Origin of the sequence: Synechococcus sp. LA31, from assembly GCF_018502385.1 — a bacterium.
GTDB lineage: Bacteria > Cyanobacteriota > Cyanobacteriia > PCC-6307 > Cyanobiaceae > Vulcanococcus.
Window position 1 is genome coordinate 1213640 of record NZ_CP075523.1, and the last position, 20120, is coordinate 1233759.

The window sequence follows — 20120 nt, forward strand, 5'->3', positions numbered from 1 at the left end:
GGTTGAGCGTGCTCATGCCGCCACCTCGAAGCCCTTTGGCAACGGCAGGGGCGGCAGCACCTCGCCCGCCAGGATCTGGCGCGTGCGCTCCTCCATCCACGCATCCAGCAGCTCTTGCAGCAGCCGTTGGCGCAGCGGCTCATCGAGAGCTGCCATCGACGCCGTTTCCAGCCGCAGCACCACCCACACACCCGCCACCTCAAACGGAGGCCAGAGCTGACCCGGCTTGCCGCTGCGCAGCCGGCTCGCTAATTCCGGGTGCTGATCGCCAAGCGGTTCGGGGCCGATCTGGCCCCGGCTTTCGGTTTCACGCCCGAGGCTGTGCAGCGCCGCCAGATCAGCAAACAGCGCCTCCCCCTCGCGGATCTGCTGGTAGAGCTCCTCGGCCAGCCCCTGCTCGTTCACCTGCAGCACTGAATACACCACCCGATCCAGATCGGCCTTGCGCTCCAGGTAGCGCAGCTCCACTTCATCGCCAAAGCAGAGCTCGCAAAAGCGCTGCAGCCGAGCTTGGCGCTCAAGGCGCTGTTGACGGAGAGTGAGCTCCTCCCGCTCGCGCGCATCACGCGGGTCGAGGCCCTGATGGTCATCGCGCCAGCTCTGTGCCTGTTGTTGATGCAACGCTTCGATGCGCTCGTTGCTGAGCCCAACGGCACGCACCGCCTCATCCAGCACCAAGGCTTGCGCCAAGGCCAAATTCAGCCCTTGGGTGTCGAGCAACTGCTGCAGGTGTTGGAGCGAAAGCCGGGGCTGGCCGGCGGGAAGCTCCACCCAGGAATCAAGGGCAATGGGTGCCACCTCGGACACAGAGGCGAGCGCCACAGCCTGTTGATGCAGCAGCTGCAGAGCTTGCAGAGGCTGAAGCGCCCAGGCAGCTCGATAGTTGAGCTCGGGGGGGGAACGGACTTCAAAGAGCTGGCGTTGGCGACCGGCCTCCAGAGCCGAGCCGGCACTCGCCGGATGGCGCAGCAACACCGCTTGCACATCGGGCACCACCGTGGCGGATCCCTCAGTGGAGAGCAGCTGCGTGACCGCACCGTGATGCAACAGGCAGCCCGCAAGCTGCTCATCGCTGAGGCTGGCCATGAGGCCCTGGCTCAACGCATAGCCGCAGGAGAGCAACACTTGCTCCGATAACGGCTGCTGTGGATCCAGAAAAGCCCGGGCCGGCTCCACAAAACAGTGATCCGCATCCACATGCAGCGGCAGCACCTCCCAGATCGCTAACCGTGCCGCACTGAGCTGTTGCAAAGCCGTGGGGAGGAAGGGAGAAAGCCAATCGTCGTCGTCGATTGGGATCACCCAGGCGGCCTGGCGTAGCTGAGCCATCAGCTCAGGTGTGATCGCCACATCGCCGTCCATCGCCACGGGATTGAGCAACAGCCCAGCACCCCCCGCCTGCCAACTGGCTGAGGCAATCGCGGCCAAGCCAGCGCGGTAGTGCTGAAACAAAAAAGCTGAATTGCGGGCCCGCCACTGCTCGAGGAGCCGTGCAATCGGATGGGCCTGCGCAAAATGGCTGGCCTCGCTCTGCCACTCTGCGGCTTGCCAGTCCACCGCCCGCCGGCAGAACACCACCACCCCGGAACCCTGTTGCATGGAAGCGGCTGGCAGCAACGGCCCTGGGGTTCCACTAGAAGTGCGACCCTATGGTGCCGGAAGAAGCACTTTCAACCACCCGTGCAGAAGAGCGAAAACAACCGAGCGGGCGAACTCAAAGAGCTGGGCTGGAGCGCTGAAGACGTGCGCCGCTACGAAGAGCTCTGGGAATACCGCCAGCGCTGGGGTGCGATCAACCTCGAGCGGGACGACCGCCAGTTCCTGCGCAAAGCAGAAGCCGCCCTGCCCAAGATCGTGGCCAAGGGATCGGAGAAGAAGCGCACCCAAGACAAATCCCTCTACCGCTGGCTGGCCTACTACTTGGAGGCCATGCAATCCGCCCCGCTCAACGAGGGCGAAGTGGCCGCCTGGCCGATCGTGCTGCAGGAAGAACTGCGCACCATCGATTACTACGAGCCGGTGCTCGGCCTGCCCGACACGCTGAAGGCCAAGGAGCTGCTGCCCGTGCGCGAGCAGCTGGTGGCTCAGGCCGCAGCCACGGCTGTCCGCAGCATCAGCTTCGATTTCGTGGCCCCGATTGAGGAGCTCAAGCAGCGCGAGAAAACCAGCTGGAAACCGCTGCGCGGCGAGGGCAACACCGACACCACCTACCCGGTGCTCAGCGCCGACGCTGCCGACGCCTTCCGCCAGCAGGCCCGCACCACGATCACCAGCACCATCCGCGAGCTATTCCCCTCGCTCAAGGACACCGAGAAGCCCGAGCCTCCGGCCGACTGGATGCCCTGAGGCGCGGGATCAGCCCTGGCCCAGCACTGCGTCTGGGCTTTCACTGATCCGCTCGAACAGGTTGAGGCTTTCCTGGTTGAGGTTCTGCACCTCAACACGGGAACCAGCCTGCTGCAGTTTGCGAATCACCTGATCAAGGGCGCGCATGCCGGTTTGATCCCACACATGCGCCTCGGCCATATCGATCGTGACGCGGGCTGGATGGGCATGCTGCTTAAAACCGGCCAGGAAATACACCGTGCTCACAAAAAACAGCTGGCCACGCACGCGGTAGTGGAGGTGGTCGTCGCCCAACCAGTGAGCTTCCACATCCACCACCTTGGCCACCTTGCGGCTGAACAGGATCGCCGCCAGCGCCACACCCACCACCACGGCAATCGCGAGGTTGCGGGTGAGCAACGCCAACACCAGGGTGAGCAGCATCACAGAGGTGTCGCTCTTGGGAATCGTGCCCATTTTCAGGAACGACTCCCAATTCACGGTGCTGATCGACACCATGATCATCACGGCCACCAACGCCGCCATCGGGATCCGCGCTAGCCAGCCGCTGAGTGAGATCACCAGCACCAACAAGCCCACGCCAGCGGTGAGCGTGGAGAGCCGATAACGACCTCCCGATTCCAAATTGATCACCGATTGGCCGATCATGCCGGCGCCCGCCATCCCACCAAACAGGCCAGCCACGATGTTGGCGACGCCTTCGGCGCGGGCCTCAGCCTCGTAATCGGCATCTTCATCCAAACGGTCTTCCACCACGCTCGCGGTGAGGAACGACTGCAATAAGCCCACCAGCGATATCGCCAGGGCAGTGGGCAAAATGATGCCCCAGGTGTCTGGCGAGGCAAACACCTCAGGCAGGGCAAACACTGGCAAGGCATTGGGAAGTTGCCCCAAATCACCCACGCGCGGAATCGGCAGTTGCCACCACTCCGCCAAGCCACTGATCACCAGGATGGCCACCAGCGTGGAGGGCACCAGCCGGGTGAGGCGCGGCAAGCCGTAAATGAGCACCAAGCCCAGAACCACCAGGCCCCACACCCAAGGCCAGGCAATGCTCTGGCCCGTGGCCACCAGGCTCGGAATGGTTTCACCACCATCGCGGCCAATGCCAAGCTGCGGCAATTGGGCAAGAAAGATCAACACCCCAATCGCATTCACAAACCCCACGGTGACAGCCCTGGGCACAAAACGCATCTGATGCGCTAAGCGCAGATAACCCCAGAGAATCTGAAACACGCCGGCCAGGATTGAGGCGGCCAGCAGATAAGTGAGGCCATGGGATTGCACCAAGCCACCCATCAGCAAGGCCACACCAGCGGTGCAGGCCGACACCATGCCGGGCCGTCCGCCCATCAAGGCCACAACAATCAGAATGCAAATCGAGCCGAACAAGCCCACCTGCGGATCCACGCCGGCCACGATCGAAAAGGCGATGGCCTCAGGAATGATGCCGAGGGCAACCACCATCCCGGCTAGGAACTCTCGCGGTATCGCTTCACGGCGGGGGACGAGTGACCAGCCTTGTCTCACCACCAATGCGCTGAACTGTTTGATCGACAAATCGACAGTACAGCCCTCAGCGCAGCAGCCGTAACCAGGCCCACCAGATCAGCGCCACGGGAACCAAAGCCAGCGCTAACACCTGCAAACTCTCGAGCTGCTCAGGGTTCACGGCACCGGGCAGGGCTGGGAATTGATCAGCATCAGCCCGAGCAAGCTGCATTGAAGACGGGTGAGGTCATCGAGGGCCGTCTCCACATCACTGGTGAAACCAGGATTGGGCTCCAACGGGGCTGCAACCGTTGCAGGCTCAAGCGGTGGAGGTAGCGGCTGCGCCAGGGCAGAGGGAGCTGCAGCAGCAACCATCGCGCCGAGCAACAACAGGGCAAAGGGAGGCATCAGCAGCACGAGCACTGCTCCATCCCTAGCTACGGAGCCATCACGGGCGCCATGCTGAGAGAAAGAAGCGAGCTGGCTTGAGAGCACCGCTGCTGTGGAAGGCCCTGGCTTACCGGGTGGTCGCCATGGCCTTCACGGCCCTGTTCACCGGCTGGAGCAAATCGGTGGAGATTCACGTGGGCCTCACGCTCATTTATTACCTGTTTGATCTGGCTTGGGAGCGCCGCATGAGCCAACCTGCTCCAGCACAACGCCATCTTGATCCACCAAGCGGTAGTGACGGCCCGTGAGACGGGCTTTGGCCCGAGCCGTCATGAAGGCCGTTAAGCGATTGCGGCGAAACACTTCCGTGCGCCAGCACTGCTCATCAGCTGCACGGCTCTGGATCACGATGGGCACACTGCAGGCCTAACTGTTCAAAAACACTGTCCACCCTGCAGGGGCAACGTGGTGAAATCTCCTGGCGATCTTCGGGATCGAAGACTCTCTCAAGGTTTGCGCAAGGGTTGGCAAAGAAAAAGCAGGGTCACAAACCCTGCTTCGTCTCCCGTGGAGCATGGCCCCTCTCGCCAACGCTACCAAGGCCAAGAATGCGTGCCTAGAGGGCAATTGAAAACAACAGAATGCCTGCAGATGGGGTAACAGACCATCACGCAATGCTGAAGAGAAAGCCCCGAGAGAGCTTGTGTAGCGCAACTGGAGCAGAATGAAAGCAGAGGGAGGTTCAACTGCTTCACGTCATTGCATCTACGCATCAGCCTCAGCCACTCGACAACTACGAGCAGCACAGGATTGTTCTGGCTGTTGTGCAGTATTTCTCAGAGCATTACCACGAGCCCTTCACCATCCCGGAGCTAAGCCGGCAGCTGGGTATCACACTGCTCCACATCGAAACAGCTTTTGATCGCTGTAAAGGGAAAACAACCAACCAAGCCCTACTCGATTACCGGCTCAATCGGCTCTGCGATCAGATGGGTCACGATCCATCCGGTGATATCAACACGCAGATCAGCCAGTGCGGCCTTAACGCCGAGGCTAACCACCCTCTGGCATCGTTCAGCCAAACCAACCACCAATTCATCTCCTGCTTTGGGATTGATCTGATCGAATACCACCAGCAATGCTTCTTGGCCGAAGCCGCGCGGCAGCAGCACCAAGACTGCCAGAACGAACACCAGCCTGACGAGGTCGTAGCCGACGCACCCCACATCAACCTCTTGCTCACACGGTTTCATAGGCCTAGCTAGTTCACAGGCCCAGCTAGGTGCCAGTCGACCGACGAATCAGAAATCAGAAGCGCGACATCGCCGCAATTTTGGCCAATTTCTCAGCTTCGAGCCCTTCGAGCTCATCGAGACGCAGCAAATCATCCTTCACGAAACTGGCCATCACAAATAGGATGCCCTCTGATGCAAACGAGAAGCGACCCTCAATCGTATGGCGCTCGATACTGAGGAAATCATGCAGTTGCCACACTGTTTCTGCCGATGACAGCGCCGTGGCTTTCTGCTTCAAATCAGCAACCAAGCGTTCAATGGTGCGTTGATAGGCCTGCTCAAACGCAGCACGGGCCACATCCTGCTCGGTCTGCGACCAACCATCCAACAGTTCAGGACCCATCTTACGGCTCATTGTTGTGTTCGACGATACTGGTGAGATCAAGACAACGCGAGCGTGCGGCGGTGCTCAGCGGGCAATTGAAACCAAGCCAATTCAGGGTGGTCGTGATGCTCACGGTGATAGCCGAAATGAAAACAAGCCAAAAGCGACAACCAAGCCGGCATCGCCAGTGTTAACGGACCCTCCAAGCAACCAGGTTGCTGCTGATTGCGATGCGGCAGATACGTGCCAAACACAAACAACTGCAAAGAGCTCAGCAACAGCGGCAAGATACATACCACCACAAGGTTGATCCAACCATTGGGGTGACGGAAACTGATCAACAGCGCAAGCACCAACCACAGCGACAGCAAGCGCATCATCTGAGCCAGCGAGAGATAGCCAGCCATGAAGCGGCGATACCAGCCAATGATGCCTGCGGCCTGATCACAGCAGAAATCTGGATCAAGGTGGCTACCTGGCCGCCAATGGTGCCGTTGATGTTTACGCCAGCAACTGCGATACGGCAGCCCGGCATAAAGAAACAACAACATGGCCCCAAGGAGGTGATTCAACCGAGGGCTGGACGGGAAAAGATGCCCATGCATCGCATCGTGAGCCGTGATGAACAGCCCGGTTTGCAAAGCTGTGCGAACCCCAACCATCAGCGGGACCAGCCACATGGGCCCTTGGCTGAGATCCAGTGGGAGCAGGCTGAACAGGGAGATCAGCCAAGCCACCAGCAGCAGGGCCGCAGACAGGATTCCGCTGGGCATGGTCAACGCGATGACGCGCCCCTAATCAGCGGCCGAGCTTCAGGAGCTCAGCTGGCGATGCCAGCAGATCAATCGCCACGAAATAGATCTTGCCTTCAGGGCTGAGCAGAAAACGCCAGGCCACATTCATGCCGATGCCAGCACCAAACCAGGGGGTCTGAACCTTGCCTGTGACCTTGATCTGGGTGAAATCACCCTCGGCCGGCTCGGCATAGCCTCGCTCGGGCAACAGCCGCAAGTTTTGGCAATCCTCACGGAAGAAGCGCAGAACAGCGTCACGGCCAACGATCGGCTTCTGGAACGGGGGTTGCAGGGCGCCATCGGGCAGGAAGAGCTCAATCAAGGCATCAAAGTCGTTGGCATTGAGCAAATCCATATAGCTATTCACCGTGGGGTTGATCACCCCTTCAATGAACACCTTTTTGCGCAGCTCTTCCGGCGTGGGAGGAGCAACCGGCTCCATCACGCGCTGGCCTTCCCCTTTGTCTGGGTCAAAGCCCATGTCAACAACAAAATTGCGCAGCAGGGTGATCTGCTGACCCTGCTCGACCTCCTGAACCGAGCGCAACACAGCGGCAGCATTGGCGGAGAGCTGATAGCCCTCAGGGATCGGCGCCACCAGACCGGCGGCCATCCATTCACCCAACTGATACCAGAACCCCAGCTTGATGTTCACCGACCAGATCGAATAAGCCCGGCCAACGGGCGTATCAGAGCGGTTCGCCAGATCACACATCACCTGGCTCTGCTCTTCAAAGCTCATGGCTTTGATTTGGTTAAGCACACCCTCGGCGAATTGCATCCGCGCAGCTGCCGGCGCTGCCACGGTGATCGTGCGGCCCATTTCTAGGTAGGCGTACCAGATCAGCGCCAGTTGATCTTCAGCACTCAACAGCTTGAAGCGGGCTGTGATGGCAGGAACAACATCTGCCGAGAGGGTGCCAGGAAAGATCTTGGAGGCGCGATCGATCGTAAACATCAAATTATGGCGTCTGTTAAGGATTTTTAAAACCCTAGCACGGTCAGAGGCGTTTTCTGGTAAAGCGCGGATCTGTGGAGGGTTGCGGCGGATTGCCTCATCTACCACTGCTCGGGGAACACTGCACGGCCATGGCCCAGGTGGATGACGCAGCACCAGGGCTTGACGACCTCAACGGCTGCGCTGCTCACGGCTCCAGATCTTCTCCAATCTCTGCCTGAACTCGTGCTCATGCATGGGCCGCGCCAGCCGACGGCCGCGCATGGTGCTGCTGATCCACCAGATCTGCAATGCAGCAAAGGCAAGGGCGAACAGGCCCAGTTGCACGTAGCCCCAGTTCAACTGCTCCATCACGGCGCATTCAACATCGAAGTGGCGACCCTTTCAAACCACAGACGCACGATCCGATCACCCATCTCCAAAGAGGGGAGATGGCCTAGACCGGCGCACGGATCCAGCTGATTGGCGACAACGGGATGTGCCCTCAAGCAAGCCCGCGACGGGGGCGACGAAAAAGCTGGCCGATCGCACCAACAACACCCCCCGCCAGGCCAAGCGCTAGACGGATGGTGAGATCGGCGGTCACCAACACAGCGACCCAGAACCCGAAGAGAAACGCGAGATCTGCCATAGCGGCACCGGCTGGAACGAACCAATACTAGGAACGATCAGCAAGGCTGGCACCGAGAAGACGCATCGATGAAAGCGGGCTTGTGTTTGTCGTGCATCGATTGGTCGATGCCTGGCTGCATCAATGGCGGATCAAAGCGTGCTTACAATCCCACAATGACACCAGGCATTGGGTTGGCTCGAGCTCCTAAAGCACAAGCGAATTAACACCAATCAATCAGGGCAGTACAAGAAGTTTCCTGGCATGACGTAGCAAGTGATGTCGTCATCATGCACTCGCACGTCGCGATGCCCCGGAGTTGATGTTAGAGCACTCATAACAGCCGTTGTTTTGGCCTGCTCGTGACCAGGACCATTGTTTGTATTAAACCGCCACTTAAGATCAGCGGAGAAGCGTTGCTTGAAGGCATCGTCATAAGACAGGTTGGCACCCAGCGTTAGACCGTTGTTGATGGCATACGCCAGCCTTCCCAAAACGCCTGATCCATTGACATGCTCCTCTTCTCGCTTCTGGTAGTAGTAGCCAACGCTTGCCATCAGCACAGGCGTGATGTTGTAACCGATGTCCAGGCCGTAGGTATCCAGTGCTCCGCCTTGATAGACGCTGTTGAGTTGTTGCTCTTTTTTGCCGGTCGGGATCAGTCCGTAGGCATTCAAGCGCCACAGATCAGACACCGCTTCTGCATTGACGGCAATCTGCTGGAAGAAGTCTGTGCGCTCATGGTTGACAGCAACTCCCGTGTCAACACCATCTGATGTCAGCGGTCGGGTGTCATAGCCTGCATTGACGCCATACATCCAACTGCGATCACCATTGAGCCAGCGGTAGCCCAGGCGCGATGAGGTGGAGATGGTGGTGCCTCCGACATCGGTGTTGACGATGCTGGACTGTCCCTTGATGTCGGAGAAATTGGCATTCGCCAGCACATCAAGGAAGAAAACGCTGTTCTTCCCCACCACCAATGGCAAGAAGCCACCAATGCCAGCCTCATTTGGGGTTCCAGCTGCTTGGGTCTGTGCCTGGACACCGACCTGGGGTCTGACGACATCCTTGAGGTTGATGCTCATCACGCCAAGGTCTTCTGCTGACCCCTGAGCCAGCTCCACAGGCTTGGCGCTCACCTGAGCGATGGATGCCAGTCCCATAGCAGCGGCACCAGTTAGCGCAAGGCTCAAGCGAAGAGTCTGCTGCAAACCATGGATCGAATACTAAGCAGCATGTTGCATCAAAAGCACTGTGGTGCAGCGGTTCAAAGGTCAGCTTGTGATGCGGGGGAGCCTGCAGAACCAGTGAGCCACTTCAATAGCCCTAGGTGAAACGGCAACCCGATCGCGAGCTATCGGCGTCGCTCCCCCAACAACGCAACCCTGTTTGGTGAGCCAGGGCATTTCTATCAAGAGTGGCATGCATCGAAGGAGCAGAAGACACCTCCCAACCCACCCCAGCAAAGCGCGGGGGGCAAGCGTCAATCAACAGTTCAATGGCAGTCGTTGTTGAAGCTGCTGGCGTTGGCGCCTGGGGCCGAATGTTCCAGGTGTGAGCTGTTTTGATCTCCTGGGGCACCTGTGGCGGTGCAAACGGAGTGTCGATCAGTCAGGCACTCTGCTTGAAGCGGCTGTTGATGCCATTCCTCCTCTTGCCTGGCTGAACGACCTGCCCACGGTTAGGGGATGACTGTTGGAGCAGGGGCCCCGTGTGCTTCATTGCTCAGAAGCTGAAGCTGACTCCGGTACCGATGTGGTGCTGCCAGCCCACACCCCAGCCATCTCCTCCTTGGCTGCTGTAGATCGGCTTCCAGTGTGCGAACACAACGACAGACTCAGCCAGGGGATACTCCAGCTCGATCTCACCTCCCCAATCGGTGCGGAAGGGCAGGCCGGAATAGGAACCAGGGCTATAGAAGCGTGGCCCGGCAGAGAGCGTGATGTTGAGAAGATCGATGTTGAAGCCCAGACCAAGCCATGGGTCGGTGTAGTTACCCAGATAGGTTCCTTCACTTTCCCAACCTGTTCTGTTTTCGAGCGAAACAAATACACCGTCGACGATGGTTTCCAGGCCATCGCCAAGTGCGAAGTTCACATCCCCATCCCCCAGTGCCCAGATGGCCTGAACACCAACCTCATTTTTCAGGCCAATGACATCATCACCTTGATTGCCGGTGACGTAATACGGCCACCACGTCAGCGAGAGCTCAAAACGATCGTTCGGTTGATAGCGCGCCTGAAGATAGCCCTTGACATCGGTGCGGCGATAGGGACTTCCGTCCCCATGGGCGTGATCATGAGCGGCTGCGTGGTCATCACCGCGCTCATCGTCCGAATCGTCATGGTCGTCGTAATGAGCGCTGCCGCCATGACCGTCAACATGAACACGCCCATAGAAATGTTCAGCCTCGCCCCACACCAAAGCAGGACCGATCTGAGCTTCGATGGCGAAACTGCCGCCTTTGTCTAAACCCCACTCAAAGACGGCTCCGAACAACCCGTCGATGGCGTAATGGCGGGGCTGGCCCTCCAGATTGTTCTCCAGGCCTGCGTGGCCCTCCAGTGTCACCACTGGTCGGATCCGAAATTCACCCGGCAGCAGATCATCACCACCTGCAGCTCCATGGGCCAAGGCTCCACTGGGTGAGCCGATAGCAGCCAAAACAGAAAGGATCGAGACGATTGTGTGGCGTGTCTTCATCGGATCGCAGCCCATTGTTGTTGCAGCGCAGAGGCTGTGCGTTGATCACATCGGCCTCCTTGCGCGGTCACAAAGGTGCAGACATTGGCCGTAGCTGTTTGAATCAGCGATGTCCCGGGTGCCAGCCCATCGGCGTAGAGCGGTTGCTTGGCGATGGCGACACCGCTGACAGAACTGATGCGCCGAAGCGTTTTGGACGGTGGCAACGCCTCAGCGAAGATTGCTTTTGTGCCTGATTGGCGGATGGCCCGGCTGATGGCCCCCAGGCTCGAGGGTCTCAGAGTCCCCCCCGACGCAAAGTCATCGATCACCGGCAGTTCACGGATGCCATAGCGACGTGCAAAAGCTGAAAACGCTCGGTGCTCAGTGACCAGAACACGCTGAGCAGAGGGAACCGTCTGCAGCTGCGCTGCGCTCCAACTCCCCAGTTGATTCAACACGGCCTGCATGGCCTGGCTGCGTCGCTGCAGTGCTCCAGCTTTTGCTGCTCCAAGGAGAGGCCTCAGTGCAGTGGCGCTCTCGCGGACCATGGCACTGGTGAGCCCTGGGTCGTGCCACACGTGTGGATCCTTGGCTGGGTGACCTGGGGTGGCGCGTTCAGCAACGGCCACCACAGGAGCACTGACACGAATCCGGTTCATCGCCGGCGTGAGGTTGTAGCCATTCACCAACACCAGGCGAGCGGTGCTCAGCGCCTGACGATCTGAACCGCGCAGAGCCATGCCATGGGGATCAGCTCCGGGTGGAACCAGGCACGTCACCCGAGCGTCGCTCTGCACGAGTGACCGCGTGATGTCGCACAGCACGCCATCCACAGAAACCACCGATGGCGGCGGCGCCGCGGCAAGCACAAGCCCAACCAGGGCAGCGGAACCCATGACACAGAAACAAGCTGCCGCGAATGATAATGGTTCTCGCCCTCGTGTCGCCAATGGTTGAGGCCATGGGTCAGCAGGGATCCTTGGGGTTCATCCGCCTGGCTGGCTCGCGTCGCAAATCGCCAGGCCCCTGCGCCACAACGACCGTTGATCGCAGAGATCTTTGGCGTTTCGGGCGGGGCGACCTTCGACTGCGTGGCCCGTGATGAAGCGACGGACTCACAGCGCGAGCGAGGCACTAGAAACCCGTGATTCATGCCAAAAACCCCCGAGCAATGCCCGGGGGTCATGAGTCAATCAATAGTCCAATGGCTTTCGTTGCTTGAAGCTGCTGGCGTTGGCGCCTGGGGCCGAACGTTCCAGGGGTGGGTTGCTTTGATCTCCTGGGGCACCTATAGCGGTGCAAACGGAGTGTCGACGGTTCAGACGTCCCTCATCCAGTGTCCGAACTGACGACCCGCCCACGGTTGGGTGAAGACTGTTGGAGCAGGGGCCTGCAGTCAGCGTTACTTCTTTGAGTACTCGGGTGGGGTATCAGCCATCAGTGGCGCCTCCCTTGGTTGATGCATGCATCATCGGCACTCCAGCGAGGGGTCGGCAATCGGGATTTGTACGCATTGCCTTGGCGCCCGAGCGGGAGCAGCGTGAGTGATTTGTCGACCCAACGGCCAGCCGTCAGCCGGCACCGATGGAATCCGCTACGCCTGCTTCTGAGCCAACACTCCTCAGCCAACATCAGGCGCCCTGCCCTGCTGCCGGGCTATACCGTCGATCCAGCCCTGACAGCGCCGGGCTGGTGGCCAAACCAGCAGCAAGATCTGCATCCAGATAGGGGCAGGCTTCGCAGTCACTGCTTGCAGCCACTGCGGTGGAAAGGATTCGAGACGCAGCCATCAGCCCTCTCCATGCATACATCTGCACTAGCAGGGATTGGGTGGTTTGGTGCGGGCCCGCCGGGCTTCTGCTGCTTTTGCCAGGCAAGCAGCTCACGCAAGCCGGAAGCTTTCTAGGCATCAGGCCGTGTCCTTTGCTCGCCTTCTTCCGTTGTCATTGCCACTGATCGCGACCCTGCTGCCGATGCTCAGCTAGACCCGACCCTCTCTGACACCACCGCCCTCAAGCCAAAACTCCAGCGACGAGCTCACGCTGTTGCCCGTCCTCCAAAACCACGCCTCCGCCGCACTTGAGGCCGATCACGGTTGGAGCTTTGAGCAGTCCAACACCTGGCTTGAGCACATGGGGCTCTTTGAGGAGAAGTTCTGAGCGATCGGTCACTCGTTGATCTTCCACGGTCGCATAGGTCGAAGTCGAGACTCAAAAGTCATGTTGGCAACACCAATGCATCGGCATCCTGATGATCTTTGCGAAATAAACGATCATCAGCTGCACGACGACACGTCAGCATAAACAGTGGCATCTCAATCCCAAACGCCTGCTCAAACAGCGCCACAACACCTTTGGTCTGGCCCAGACCGCATGCCTCAATAGCATGGCCCAGTCCTTGACGAGGCTGATCAGTGAGTGCGGCAAACAGCTTGTTGAGACGGTGTTCCTGCAAGGCTTGTGACAGGCTGATCCCACGCACCTGCATAAAACTCAGATCCAGGCAGTTCTTGCTGATGCCAAGAAGAGCAGGTAATTGACTGATGTCAATTGACTCTTGAAAGTGGAGGCCAAAGTACTGACGGACTTTGGCGACAATCTGCATCGGGCTATCGCAAACGACAGGAATCACAGAAGCCCCTCGCCTGAGTGATTGTTCAACCATCGTGCGCTGCTCTTGCGCTGCAAGGGCGATACAACTTGCTCTCATGCTGACGAGCAGTGAACAGCCTTGTCAATAAGACACGGAAAATCCACGCAGTCCTCAATTCAACTTTACCTCGCTTCATCCTGCGACACAAATAAATGCAATTGCTGTAAATCCACGGTGATTCAGGCAGTTGCGAGCCACCCCGCCCATCAAAGCCATCATGGACGAGGTTGCCGGCAGCTTCTGTTGGCGTACCGAGGGGGGAAAGGCGTCGCCGAGGCGGCGCTTTTCCATGCTGAGCCTCCAGCCCCGCCAGCGGAGCAAGCACCCAGACATGGACGATTAGGCAAGCGTCCATGCCTGGGTGTAGGGTGAGCTTGATTCAACGACCAGTCTCAGGCGGGTTTCTCTTTCAAGCGGCGAGTCTCACGAGCTTCTGGCTTCGGTATTCCTCCACTCGACCAGTCACTTTCTTCAGGGCTATCAGCGAATCAGCTTCATAATTCTATCTATTGAATGACAATTTACGTTGGGAACCTCTCCTTCGATGCCGAAGTTGAGGACCTTCAACACCTCTTTGCGGAGTACGGCTCCGTCAGCAAGTGCAGTTTGCCGCTTGATCGCGAAACAGGTCGTAAGCGGGGCTTCGCTTTTGTGGATATGGCAGAGGCCAGTGCAGAAACCAAAGCCATCTCCGACCTTCAGGACGTGGAGTGGATGGGCCGGTCGATCCGGGTGAATAAGGCCGAGCCTCGTCCCACACCAGCGCTCGGCAACAGCCGCTGGTGATCTCATTCCCAACAGCTCAAGCGTTGTTGCAATCCCATGGCCATCCAATCGGAGCGGCCATTCTGGGGGCAGACCGAGATGCCATTAGTGGCAATAGCAAGCCCAAGCAAAGTATGGCCCCAGAGGCCAAGCCGCGATCGGCAGCTTCTGGACATGACAATCAATTAGCTCAATTACTCTGAACAACACATGACACAATCTTCTGGACGCTTTGGTTTTGTTGAATTTGCTGAGACCTGGAATGGCCGTCTTGCCATGCTCGGATTTGTGATTGGCCTTGGCACCGAGCTGCTCACGGGCCAGGGAGTCTTGTCCCAGATCGGTCTCGGTTGAAGTCATGACAAACCCTCCCACCAACGACAAGTGGTATCAAGACCGCGCCATTCAGCAGATCCATCTGGAACAACTGAAAAGCGTTGAGCTGTTCAACGGCCGCGCCGCCATGCTCGGGATCGTGATCGGCATCATCACCGAGGGGCTTACAGGTACCGGTATTGCCCATCAGATCGGCCTTGGCGCTCTAGTCGACGGCTACGCCGCCTGCCGCACACAGTTTCTACCCTTCTGCTTTTGAGCCTTGCGGGTAATGTCCGCGACTCAGATCATGGAACCCCTGGGCATTGCTCAGGGGTTTTATTTTCATTCGTGATTTATACATTGAAGCTACGCCCTGACTCCTCTAGATCCAACTGATTGCAGACACACGTCCTTTCGGCCTGAAGCAGCACGGGCGCTTGAATCACAAGCGCCATCAACACACCCGCAGAGCACCAGCCATCTCCAGCTTCAACTCAGTGAACTGAAGTGGCCGGTGTTCCCTCAATGGGCGAAGAGCCGGTAGGAGAGATGCTTCACCCGATCTTCGATCAGAAACCACACCAACGAATAACTCCACACTAAAAGCGCCCAACTCCAGCCAATTGGTGTCATCAAGACCCCCGTTGCAGCAAACAACGTGGCGACAAGCTGGGTTCCCAAGACTGCTAACAATAGTGGGAGTGCCGGCCGAACTGACCAGAACGGTCCCACTGTCCGAGCCACAAAAACAGTGAGATGCCCCGCCACAGAGAGCTTGAGATACAACATCGTGCGAATCAACTCAGGAGCAAGCTGCCAGCTCAGCTCCGCTAGATACAGCAAGCCAAACGAGGACACAACACCACAAAGCCCAAGAGCCGTCGAGACACCCAACACCAGCGGCATCTGCCACCGCACAGGCTGAGGTTGCCCTTGGGTGCGGTCATACGCAATCGATAAGATTGCGCCATCATTGAGAAGTGCCAGCAGCACGATCATCAGAGCAGAGAGTGGATAGAAATCGAAAACAAGAATCGAAAGAGTCATAAAAACCAGCACACGGATCGTTTCAGCAATGCGGTAGATCGCGTAATGCTGCATCCTCTGAAAAATGCGCCTGCTCTCGCGGATGGCGTGCACCAAGACATCGAGACCCGGCGTAAGCAACACAATGTCTGCAGCACTACGAGCCGCATCGGTTGCACCTGAAACGGCAATACCTGCATCAGCACGTTTCAACGCCGGTGCATCATTCACGCCATCGCCTGTCATCCCAACCAAATGATCAAGGCGCTGGAGTTCTTCAACAATCTTGTACTTATGCTCAGGAAAGACCTGAGCAAAGCCATCCGCTTGCTCAACTTGTTGACTGCCAAGCTGAGTGGTCGACAGAATGTTGGTTCCCAAGCCAAGCTGGCCGGCCATTTCTCTAGCAATGGCCAGCTGATCACCGGTGATCAGCTTGATCTGAACGCCCAGTTGCTTCAATCCGTCGAGTGTGCTGCGACTGTCGCCGCGGGGCGGATCAAACAAAGGCAACACCCCCAGAAATTGCCAAGGCTGATCCCCTTCCGGGCCGCCGCCGGCTTCGGCAACCGCTAAGGAGCGAAACCCCCTTGCAGCAAACGCCGCAATGGCGGAATCAACCTCCGCGCGCAGAGCTGGTGTTGTGGACGCCATATTCAGCAACACCTGAGGCGCTCCCTTACAGACACGCAACGACTGCCCATCGGGACTGATCACGCTGGCTTCGGTGCGTTTAACGACCGGATCAAATGGCTGAAAAGCGGTGATCCGCCAACCTTGGATCACATCAGGCAACAAGGGCGACTCGAGCACCGCCGTATCAATCGGGTCGCGATCCTCGGAGCGAGATGCAAGCGCTGCAGCCCGAATCAAACGGTCATTAGAACAACCTTCTGCGCAGAATGCATCACCCAGACGAAGAAGATTCTGGGTCAATGTCCCTGTCTTATCGGAGCAGAGAACATCCAAACCCGCCAGTTCCTCAATCGCTGAAAGACGTGTTACCACGGCATGGCGACGGGCCAGTTTCTCTGCACCTACAGCCAAGGTGACCGATAAAACGGTGGGCATCGCAACTGGAATCGATGCCACGCAAAGCACCAACGCAAAACGCAGGCTCTCCACCATGGCGTGGCCACGAAACAGGGCCACTAACAGAATGAGGGTGATTAGGGCAAGGGCGATCGCGATCAAGTAATCGCCGATCTTGAGTACCGCACGCTGGAAGTGACTCACAGGTGGCGCCGCTTCGACTAGCCGCGCTGTACGAGCAATGAACGTATCAACTCCAGTTGCCGTAACGAGGGCATCAGCCTCACCACGGCGCATGATGGCTCCACTGAGAGCATCCCCTCCAGCCGTGACTTCCACCGGCAATGATTCACCAGTGAGTGGTGATTGATCAAGCTCAACCGGGCCGCCGTTGCACAGCTGAGCGTCGGCAGGAACAATATCTCCGATGCGCAAACGAATCAGATCGCCTGGCACCAGCTCACTGACTCCAATCATCATCCAGCTCCCATCTCTGCAGACACGAGCCTCTTGGGCCAGTTGAGCCTGCAGCGCAGCCACTTCATTGCCGGCTTTGAATTCTTCCCAGAAGCCCACCACGGCGTTCGCCGCAAGGAGCACCAAAATCAAAGCTAGATCGCTCCAATCACGCACCAAAGCCGACAGCAGTGCTGCGAGTTCGATCATCCAAGCGATGGGATCCCACAATTGGCCCAGAAAGAGTTTCCAGGCCTGCCTCTTGTGATGAGGTAATTCATTGGGGCCATAACGAGCCAAGCGCACAACTGCTTCTTGGCAAGACAGGCCGCTGCAGTCATTCATGGGCGGAACATCAACCGGAATGAGCGATCAAGCAACCACTTTGGCGAGCAAGGCCAACTGGCCTTAGTGAGGACTCTTCTCTCCATCTCATTCACCATGAATAGCTGCAGCCTGCATCAGTTCTGCTTCAGCATCTTCAAATTGGACGACATGCAGCAAACCACGATGCATGCTGAATCAACAGAACAGTCCTATGACCTCTGCGCAGCCAAAGGCTTGGTCTCGTCACCCAATCCAAGAAGACTGGTCATGACAGCAGAAAACAATTCACAACTCCACTATCTGGACTAGTCCAGATGAAAACAGTCCTTCGCCTGACGCTTTTGTTTGCTGCCATCGCGCTAGCCGCAGCAACCGGCATGATGCCCAACCTCCAATCAGATCCTCAGCCTGAGGAATCGAAAGTCAATCAAGCCATGCCTGAGACCAAAGCATTGGATTAGCCGTAGTGCCATCCAACGCAAGATTTCAGCAACGTGGACAGCGTCTGGAGGAGGCAGAGGGCACTCGACAAGGCCCCCCCCAATAGCCTCCATTGCAGCCAAGTCCGGTCGCAGCGTCGTCTCCCCTGCTGCCGATGATTGACCACCTCTGGCTCACCACCGCCGAGCTCTGTTCCCATCTGGCGATCAGCCGCTCCACCCTGTTCGCCATCCGCCGCTCAGGCCTGCTCAAGGACGGGCGGCATCTGGTGGCCAAGAACCCAACCAGTTCCCGCTCGCACCTGCTCTGGCACCGGCAGCGGTGTGAACTCGCCCTCGGGAGGATCAGCTGATGATCGAGCAGGCAACCCTTTGGGTATCCACACCTGAGCTGTGCACGCAGCTCCAGGTCAGCCGCTCCTCCCTGCGCCGTTGGGTGCACAGCGGCCTCCTACGAGAAGGGCAGCACTGGGTTCGGATGAACCCGTGCTGCCCGCGCTCCGATCAGTTGTGGCAGCCCGAGCGCTGCGCCGTGCAGATCAACCGGCAGCGGCCTCACTACCGCCGCTGAGCAGGCGGCGCACCACAGACGCCTTGGTCTGCTCACCACTGATCTCGCTCAGATACGTGCGGCGGTGCACCTCTGGGCTGTGGCCCATCACGGCCGCCACATCCGCGTAGTTCCAGGTTGTTGTTTCCCGGGCCCGGATCGCATAGGCGTGTCGCAGGTCATAGGGCACGCAGCGCTCTTTCCTTTTCTGTGCCTTCTTCTTGCCCTGGGCCGGCGCTGTTTCCACCCAGGCGTAGAGCTTGGTTTTCACCTCAAACTCCGCTTTGGCATCGGAGCTGCGCAGCTTGTGGCAGCAGAGCGCCCCAAGGCGTTCGTTGTTATCGCAGCGCTTCACCAGATCGCGCTCGGGATCGAATGGTTCGCCGTCCTCATTCACGAATTTGGGCACATGGCGGCGGCGCAGTTCCTCCCAGGGTTGATTCAAAGTGTGTCACAGGCTGTCTTGGCGGGGCTGCAAGCATGGGTTGAGGTCGGTGGGATTGCCCCCTCTCAGTGCCCCAAAGCGTTTCTGCCGCAACCGATCTCGACCTGATCAGCTTCCTCAAGGCGATCCCTGATGCCCGGATGCGTCGAGGGGTTCGCATCCCGGCCTGGTATTTGCTGCTGGTAGCGGTGCTCGGCATCCTGAGCAAATGCGAGAGCCTGCGCGATCTGGAGCGCTTTGCCCGACGCCACCACGCCGTGCTGAACGAGGCCCTTGGCCTTGAGCTCAAGCGTCCTCCCTCCGATTCCGCCTTCCGCTACTTCTTCCTGCAGGTGGACGTGGCTGCCGTCTGCGCCGCCATCCGGGATTGGACCATCGCCCAGATCCCAGGTGGGGCAGGCGATCTCGATCAGTTGATCTGTGACGGCAAGACCCTCCGGGGCTCGATTGAGCCCACCAGTGGTGGCGGTTCTGCGTTCATCGCCCAGGTGACGCTTTACTCGGCAGCCTTGGGTATGGCGATCGCTCAGGCCTGCTACGCCACTGGAGAGGATCACGAGCGCGCCGTGCTCCAGAAGCTGCTCGGGGAGCTCGACCTTGAGGGCGTGCTGATCCAGGCGGATGCGCTCCACACGCAGCAAGCGTTTTTCGACAACTCAAGGAGCAGGGGGCCGACTTCCTCCTGACGGTCAAGGCCAACCAAAAGAAGCTCTACCGGCAGATCGCCGATCAGCTGCTTGGAAAGCGCAAGATCCCCTTCATGGCAACCGATCACGAGATCGGCCATGGCCGTGACATCCGCTGGACGTTGAGGGCGAAAGAAGCTCCGGAGCACATCAAGGCCAACTGGCATGGCACCAGCTGGATTGCCGAGGTGATCGCTACCGGGATCCGTGATGGCAAGCCGTTCAAGGCGACGCACCGGTTCATCACCAGCCTGCGCACCACCCCAGATGCACTGCTGCGACTGGTGAGAGAGCGCTGGAGTATCGAGAGCTGGCACTGGATTCGTGACACCCAGCTGCATGAGGACGACCATCGTTACCGCGGCAACGGTGCCGGCGTGATAGCAGCGCTGCGCACCGCTGGCCTCAACCTGCTGCGCTTAGCCGGTTTCGACTCGATCCGGGAGGGTCTGCAGGCAGTGATGCATGACATCACGGCACTGCTGGCGATGGCGACGCGGCAACCACGGCAAAGGCCAGCATGAAA

The 20120-nt window shown here is 58.7% G+C and carries 23 protein-coding genes and 1 pseudogene; 9 read left to right on the forward strand and 15 right to left on the reverse strand.

Annotated features, from left to right (window positions below; all coding sequences use genetic code 11):
- Positions 1–12: 12 nt before the first annotated feature.
- A complete protein-coding gene (locus KJJ24_RS06545; RefSeq protein ID WP_214342760.1) occupies positions 13–1599 on the reverse strand; it encodes a peptidylprolyl isomerase in 1587 nt (528 codons plus the stop codon).
- A gap of 81 nt (positions 1600–1680) precedes the next feature.
- On the opposite strand from KJJ24_RS06545, the gene KJJ24_RS06550 reads away from it, so the two are divergent.
- Positions 1681–2346, forward strand: a complete 666-nt coding sequence (locus KJJ24_RS06550; RefSeq protein WP_214342762.1) for a hypothetical protein — start codon at positions 1681–1683, stop codon at positions 2344–2346.
- A 9-nt stretch (positions 2347–2355) separates the two neighbouring features.
- On the opposite strand, the gene KJJ24_RS06555 is transcribed toward KJJ24_RS06550, so the two are convergent.
- Both KJJ24_RS06555 and KJJ24_RS06560 read right to left on the reverse strand, forming a co-directional pair.
- Positions 2356–3813, reverse strand: a complete 1458-nt coding sequence (locus KJJ24_RS06555; protein WP_214342764.1) for a SulP family inorganic anion transporter — start codon at positions 3811–3813, stop codon at positions 2356–2358.
- Between the two features lie 201 nt (positions 3814–4014).
- The gene (locus KJJ24_RS06560) at positions 4015–4260 is read right to left on the reverse strand and encodes a hypothetical protein (protein WP_214342766.1); all 246 of its coding nucleotides are present in this window, start codon (positions 4258–4260) and stop codon (positions 4015–4017) included.
- Positions 4261–4322: 62 nt separating this feature from the next.
- Here KJJ24_RS06560 and KJJ24_RS06565 point away from each other — a divergent pair, with 62 nt between their 5' ends.
- Positions 4323–4535 carry a hypothetical protein gene (locus tag KJJ24_RS06565; protein WP_214342769.1) on the forward strand — a complete coding sequence of 71 codons (213 nt, stop codon included), beginning with the start codon at positions 4323–4325 and terminating at the stop codon, positions 4533–4535.
- A gap of 645 nt (positions 4536–5180) precedes the next feature.
- On the opposite strand, the gene KJJ24_RS06570 is transcribed toward KJJ24_RS06565, so the two are convergent.
- The 10 genes from KJJ24_RS06570 to KJJ24_RS06620 all read right to left on the reverse strand — a co-directional run bounded on the left by KJJ24_RS06570 (position 5181) and on the right by KJJ24_RS06620 (position 13501).
- Positions 5181–5399: a hypothetical protein gene (locus KJJ24_RS06570; RefSeq protein ID WP_214342772.1), complete on the reverse strand. Its 219-nt coding sequence runs from the start codon at positions 5397–5399 to the stop codon at positions 5181–5183.
- 136 nt (positions 5400–5535) lie between these two features.
- Positions 5536–5865: a hypothetical protein gene (locus KJJ24_RS06575; protein WP_214342775.1), complete on the reverse strand. Its 330-nt coding sequence runs from the start codon at positions 5863–5865 to the stop codon at positions 5536–5538.
- Between the two features lie 38 nt (positions 5866–5903).
- A complete protein-coding gene (locus KJJ24_RS06580; protein WP_371811789.1) occupies positions 5904–6620 on the reverse strand; it encodes a fatty acid desaturase in 717 nt (238 codons plus the stop codon).
- Positions 6621–6645: 25 nt separating this feature from the next.
- On the reverse strand, positions 6646–7599 hold the full coding sequence (locus KJJ24_RS06585) for an orange carotenoid-binding protein (RefSeq protein ID WP_214342778.1): 954 nt from the start codon (positions 7597–7599) through the stop codon (positions 6646–6648).
- A gap of 171 nt (positions 7600–7770) precedes the next feature.
- Complete coding sequence (locus tag KJJ24_RS06590) at positions 7771–7950, reverse strand: hypothetical protein (protein WP_214342780.1); 180 nt, start codon at positions 7948–7950, stop codon at positions 7771–7773.
- A 133-nt stretch (positions 7951–8083) separates the two neighbouring features.
- The gene (locus KJJ24_RS06595; RefSeq protein ID WP_214342783.1) at positions 8084–8230 is read right to left on the reverse strand and encodes a hypothetical protein; all 147 of its coding nucleotides are present in this window, start codon (positions 8228–8230) and stop codon (positions 8084–8086) included.
- 212 nt (positions 8231–8442) lie between these two features.
- A complete protein-coding gene (locus KJJ24_RS06600) occupies positions 8443–9423 on the reverse strand; it encodes an inverse autotransporter beta domain-containing protein (RefSeq protein WP_214342786.1) in 981 nt (326 codons plus the stop codon).
- A 514-nt stretch (positions 9424–9937) separates the two neighbouring features.
- A complete protein-coding gene (locus tag KJJ24_RS06605; RefSeq protein WP_214342789.1) occupies positions 9938–10915 on the reverse strand; it encodes a hypothetical protein in 978 nt (325 codons plus the stop codon).
- On the reverse strand, positions 10912–11793 hold the full coding sequence (locus KJJ24_RS06610; protein WP_214342792.1) for a metal ABC transporter solute-binding protein, Zn/Mn family: 882 nt from the start codon (positions 11791–11793) through the stop codon (positions 10912–10914). Before KJJ24_RS06610 ends, KJJ24_RS06605 begins: the two co-directional genes overlap by 4 nt.
- A 1321-nt stretch (positions 11794–13114) precedes the next feature.
- Entirely contained in the window at positions 13115–13501 is a 387-nt protein-coding gene (locus tag KJJ24_RS06620; protein ID WP_214342795.1) for a helix-turn-helix domain-containing protein, read from the reverse strand.
- Between the two features lie 561 nt (positions 13502–14062).
- Between KJJ24_RS06620 and KJJ24_RS06625 the strand changes: the two genes are divergently transcribed.
- The 3 genes from KJJ24_RS06625 to KJJ24_RS06635 all read left to right on the forward strand — a co-directional run bounded on the left by KJJ24_RS06625 (position 14063) and on the right by KJJ24_RS06635 (position 14909).
- Entirely contained in the window at positions 14063–14335 is a 273-nt protein-coding gene (locus tag KJJ24_RS06625; protein WP_214342798.1) for an RNA-binding protein, read from the forward strand.
- Between the two features lie 189 nt (positions 14336–14524).
- Positions 14525–14668 (forward strand): chlorophyll a/b-binding protein, encoded by a 144-nt coding sequence (locus tag KJJ24_RS06630; protein WP_214342801.1) that lies wholly within the window; start codon positions 14525–14527, stop codon positions 14666–14668.
- A gap of 4 nt (positions 14669–14672) precedes the next feature.
- Positions 14673–14909: a chlorophyll a/b-binding protein gene (locus tag KJJ24_RS06635; RefSeq protein ID WP_214342803.1), complete on the forward strand. Its 237-nt coding sequence runs from the start codon at positions 14673–14675 to the stop codon at positions 14907–14909.
- 245 nt (positions 14910–15154) lie between these two features.
- Here the strand turns inward: KJJ24_RS06635 and KJJ24_RS06640 are convergent, their stop codons facing one another.
- A complete protein-coding gene (locus tag KJJ24_RS06640; RefSeq protein ID WP_214342806.1) occupies positions 15155–17491 on the reverse strand; it encodes a plasma-membrane proton-efflux P-type ATPase in 2337 nt (778 codons plus the stop codon).
- A 296-nt stretch (positions 17492–17787) separates the two neighbouring features.
- Here KJJ24_RS06640 and KJJ24_RS06645 point away from each other — a divergent pair, with 296 nt between their 5' ends.
- The 3 genes from KJJ24_RS06645 (at position 17788) to KJJ24_RS06655 (ending at position 18484) form a co-directional block, all read left to right on the forward strand.
- Complete coding sequence (locus tag KJJ24_RS06645) at positions 17788–17934, forward strand: hypothetical protein (RefSeq protein ID WP_214342808.1); 147 nt, start codon at positions 17788–17790, stop codon at positions 17932–17934.
- A gap of 134 nt (positions 17935–18068) precedes the next feature.
- Positions 18069–18266 (forward strand): hypothetical protein, encoded by a 198-nt coding sequence (locus KJJ24_RS06650; protein ID WP_214342811.1) that lies wholly within the window; start codon positions 18069–18071, stop codon positions 18264–18266.
- Positions 18266–18484, forward strand: coding sequence for a helix-turn-helix domain-containing protein (locus KJJ24_RS06655; protein WP_214342813.1), 219 nt, complete (start codon positions 18266–18268; stop codon positions 18482–18484). The genes KJJ24_RS06650 and KJJ24_RS06655 overlap by 1 nt, the downstream gene beginning before the upstream one ends.
- On the opposite strand, the gene KJJ24_RS06660 is transcribed toward KJJ24_RS06655, so the two are convergent.
- The gene (locus KJJ24_RS06660) at positions 18453–18908 is read right to left on the reverse strand and encodes a hypothetical protein (RefSeq protein WP_250544965.1); all 456 of its coding nucleotides are present in this window, start codon (positions 18906–18908) and stop codon (positions 18453–18455) included. The two genes, KJJ24_RS06655 and KJJ24_RS06660, sit on opposite strands and share 32 nt — an antisense overlap.
- Positions 18909–19048: 140 nt before the next feature.
- On the opposite strand from KJJ24_RS06660, the pseudogene KJJ24_RS14935 reads away from it, so the two are divergent.
- Positions 19049–20118: pseudogene (locus KJJ24_RS14935) on the forward strand (ISAs1 family transposase).
- Positions 20119–20120 lie beyond the last annotated feature (2 nt).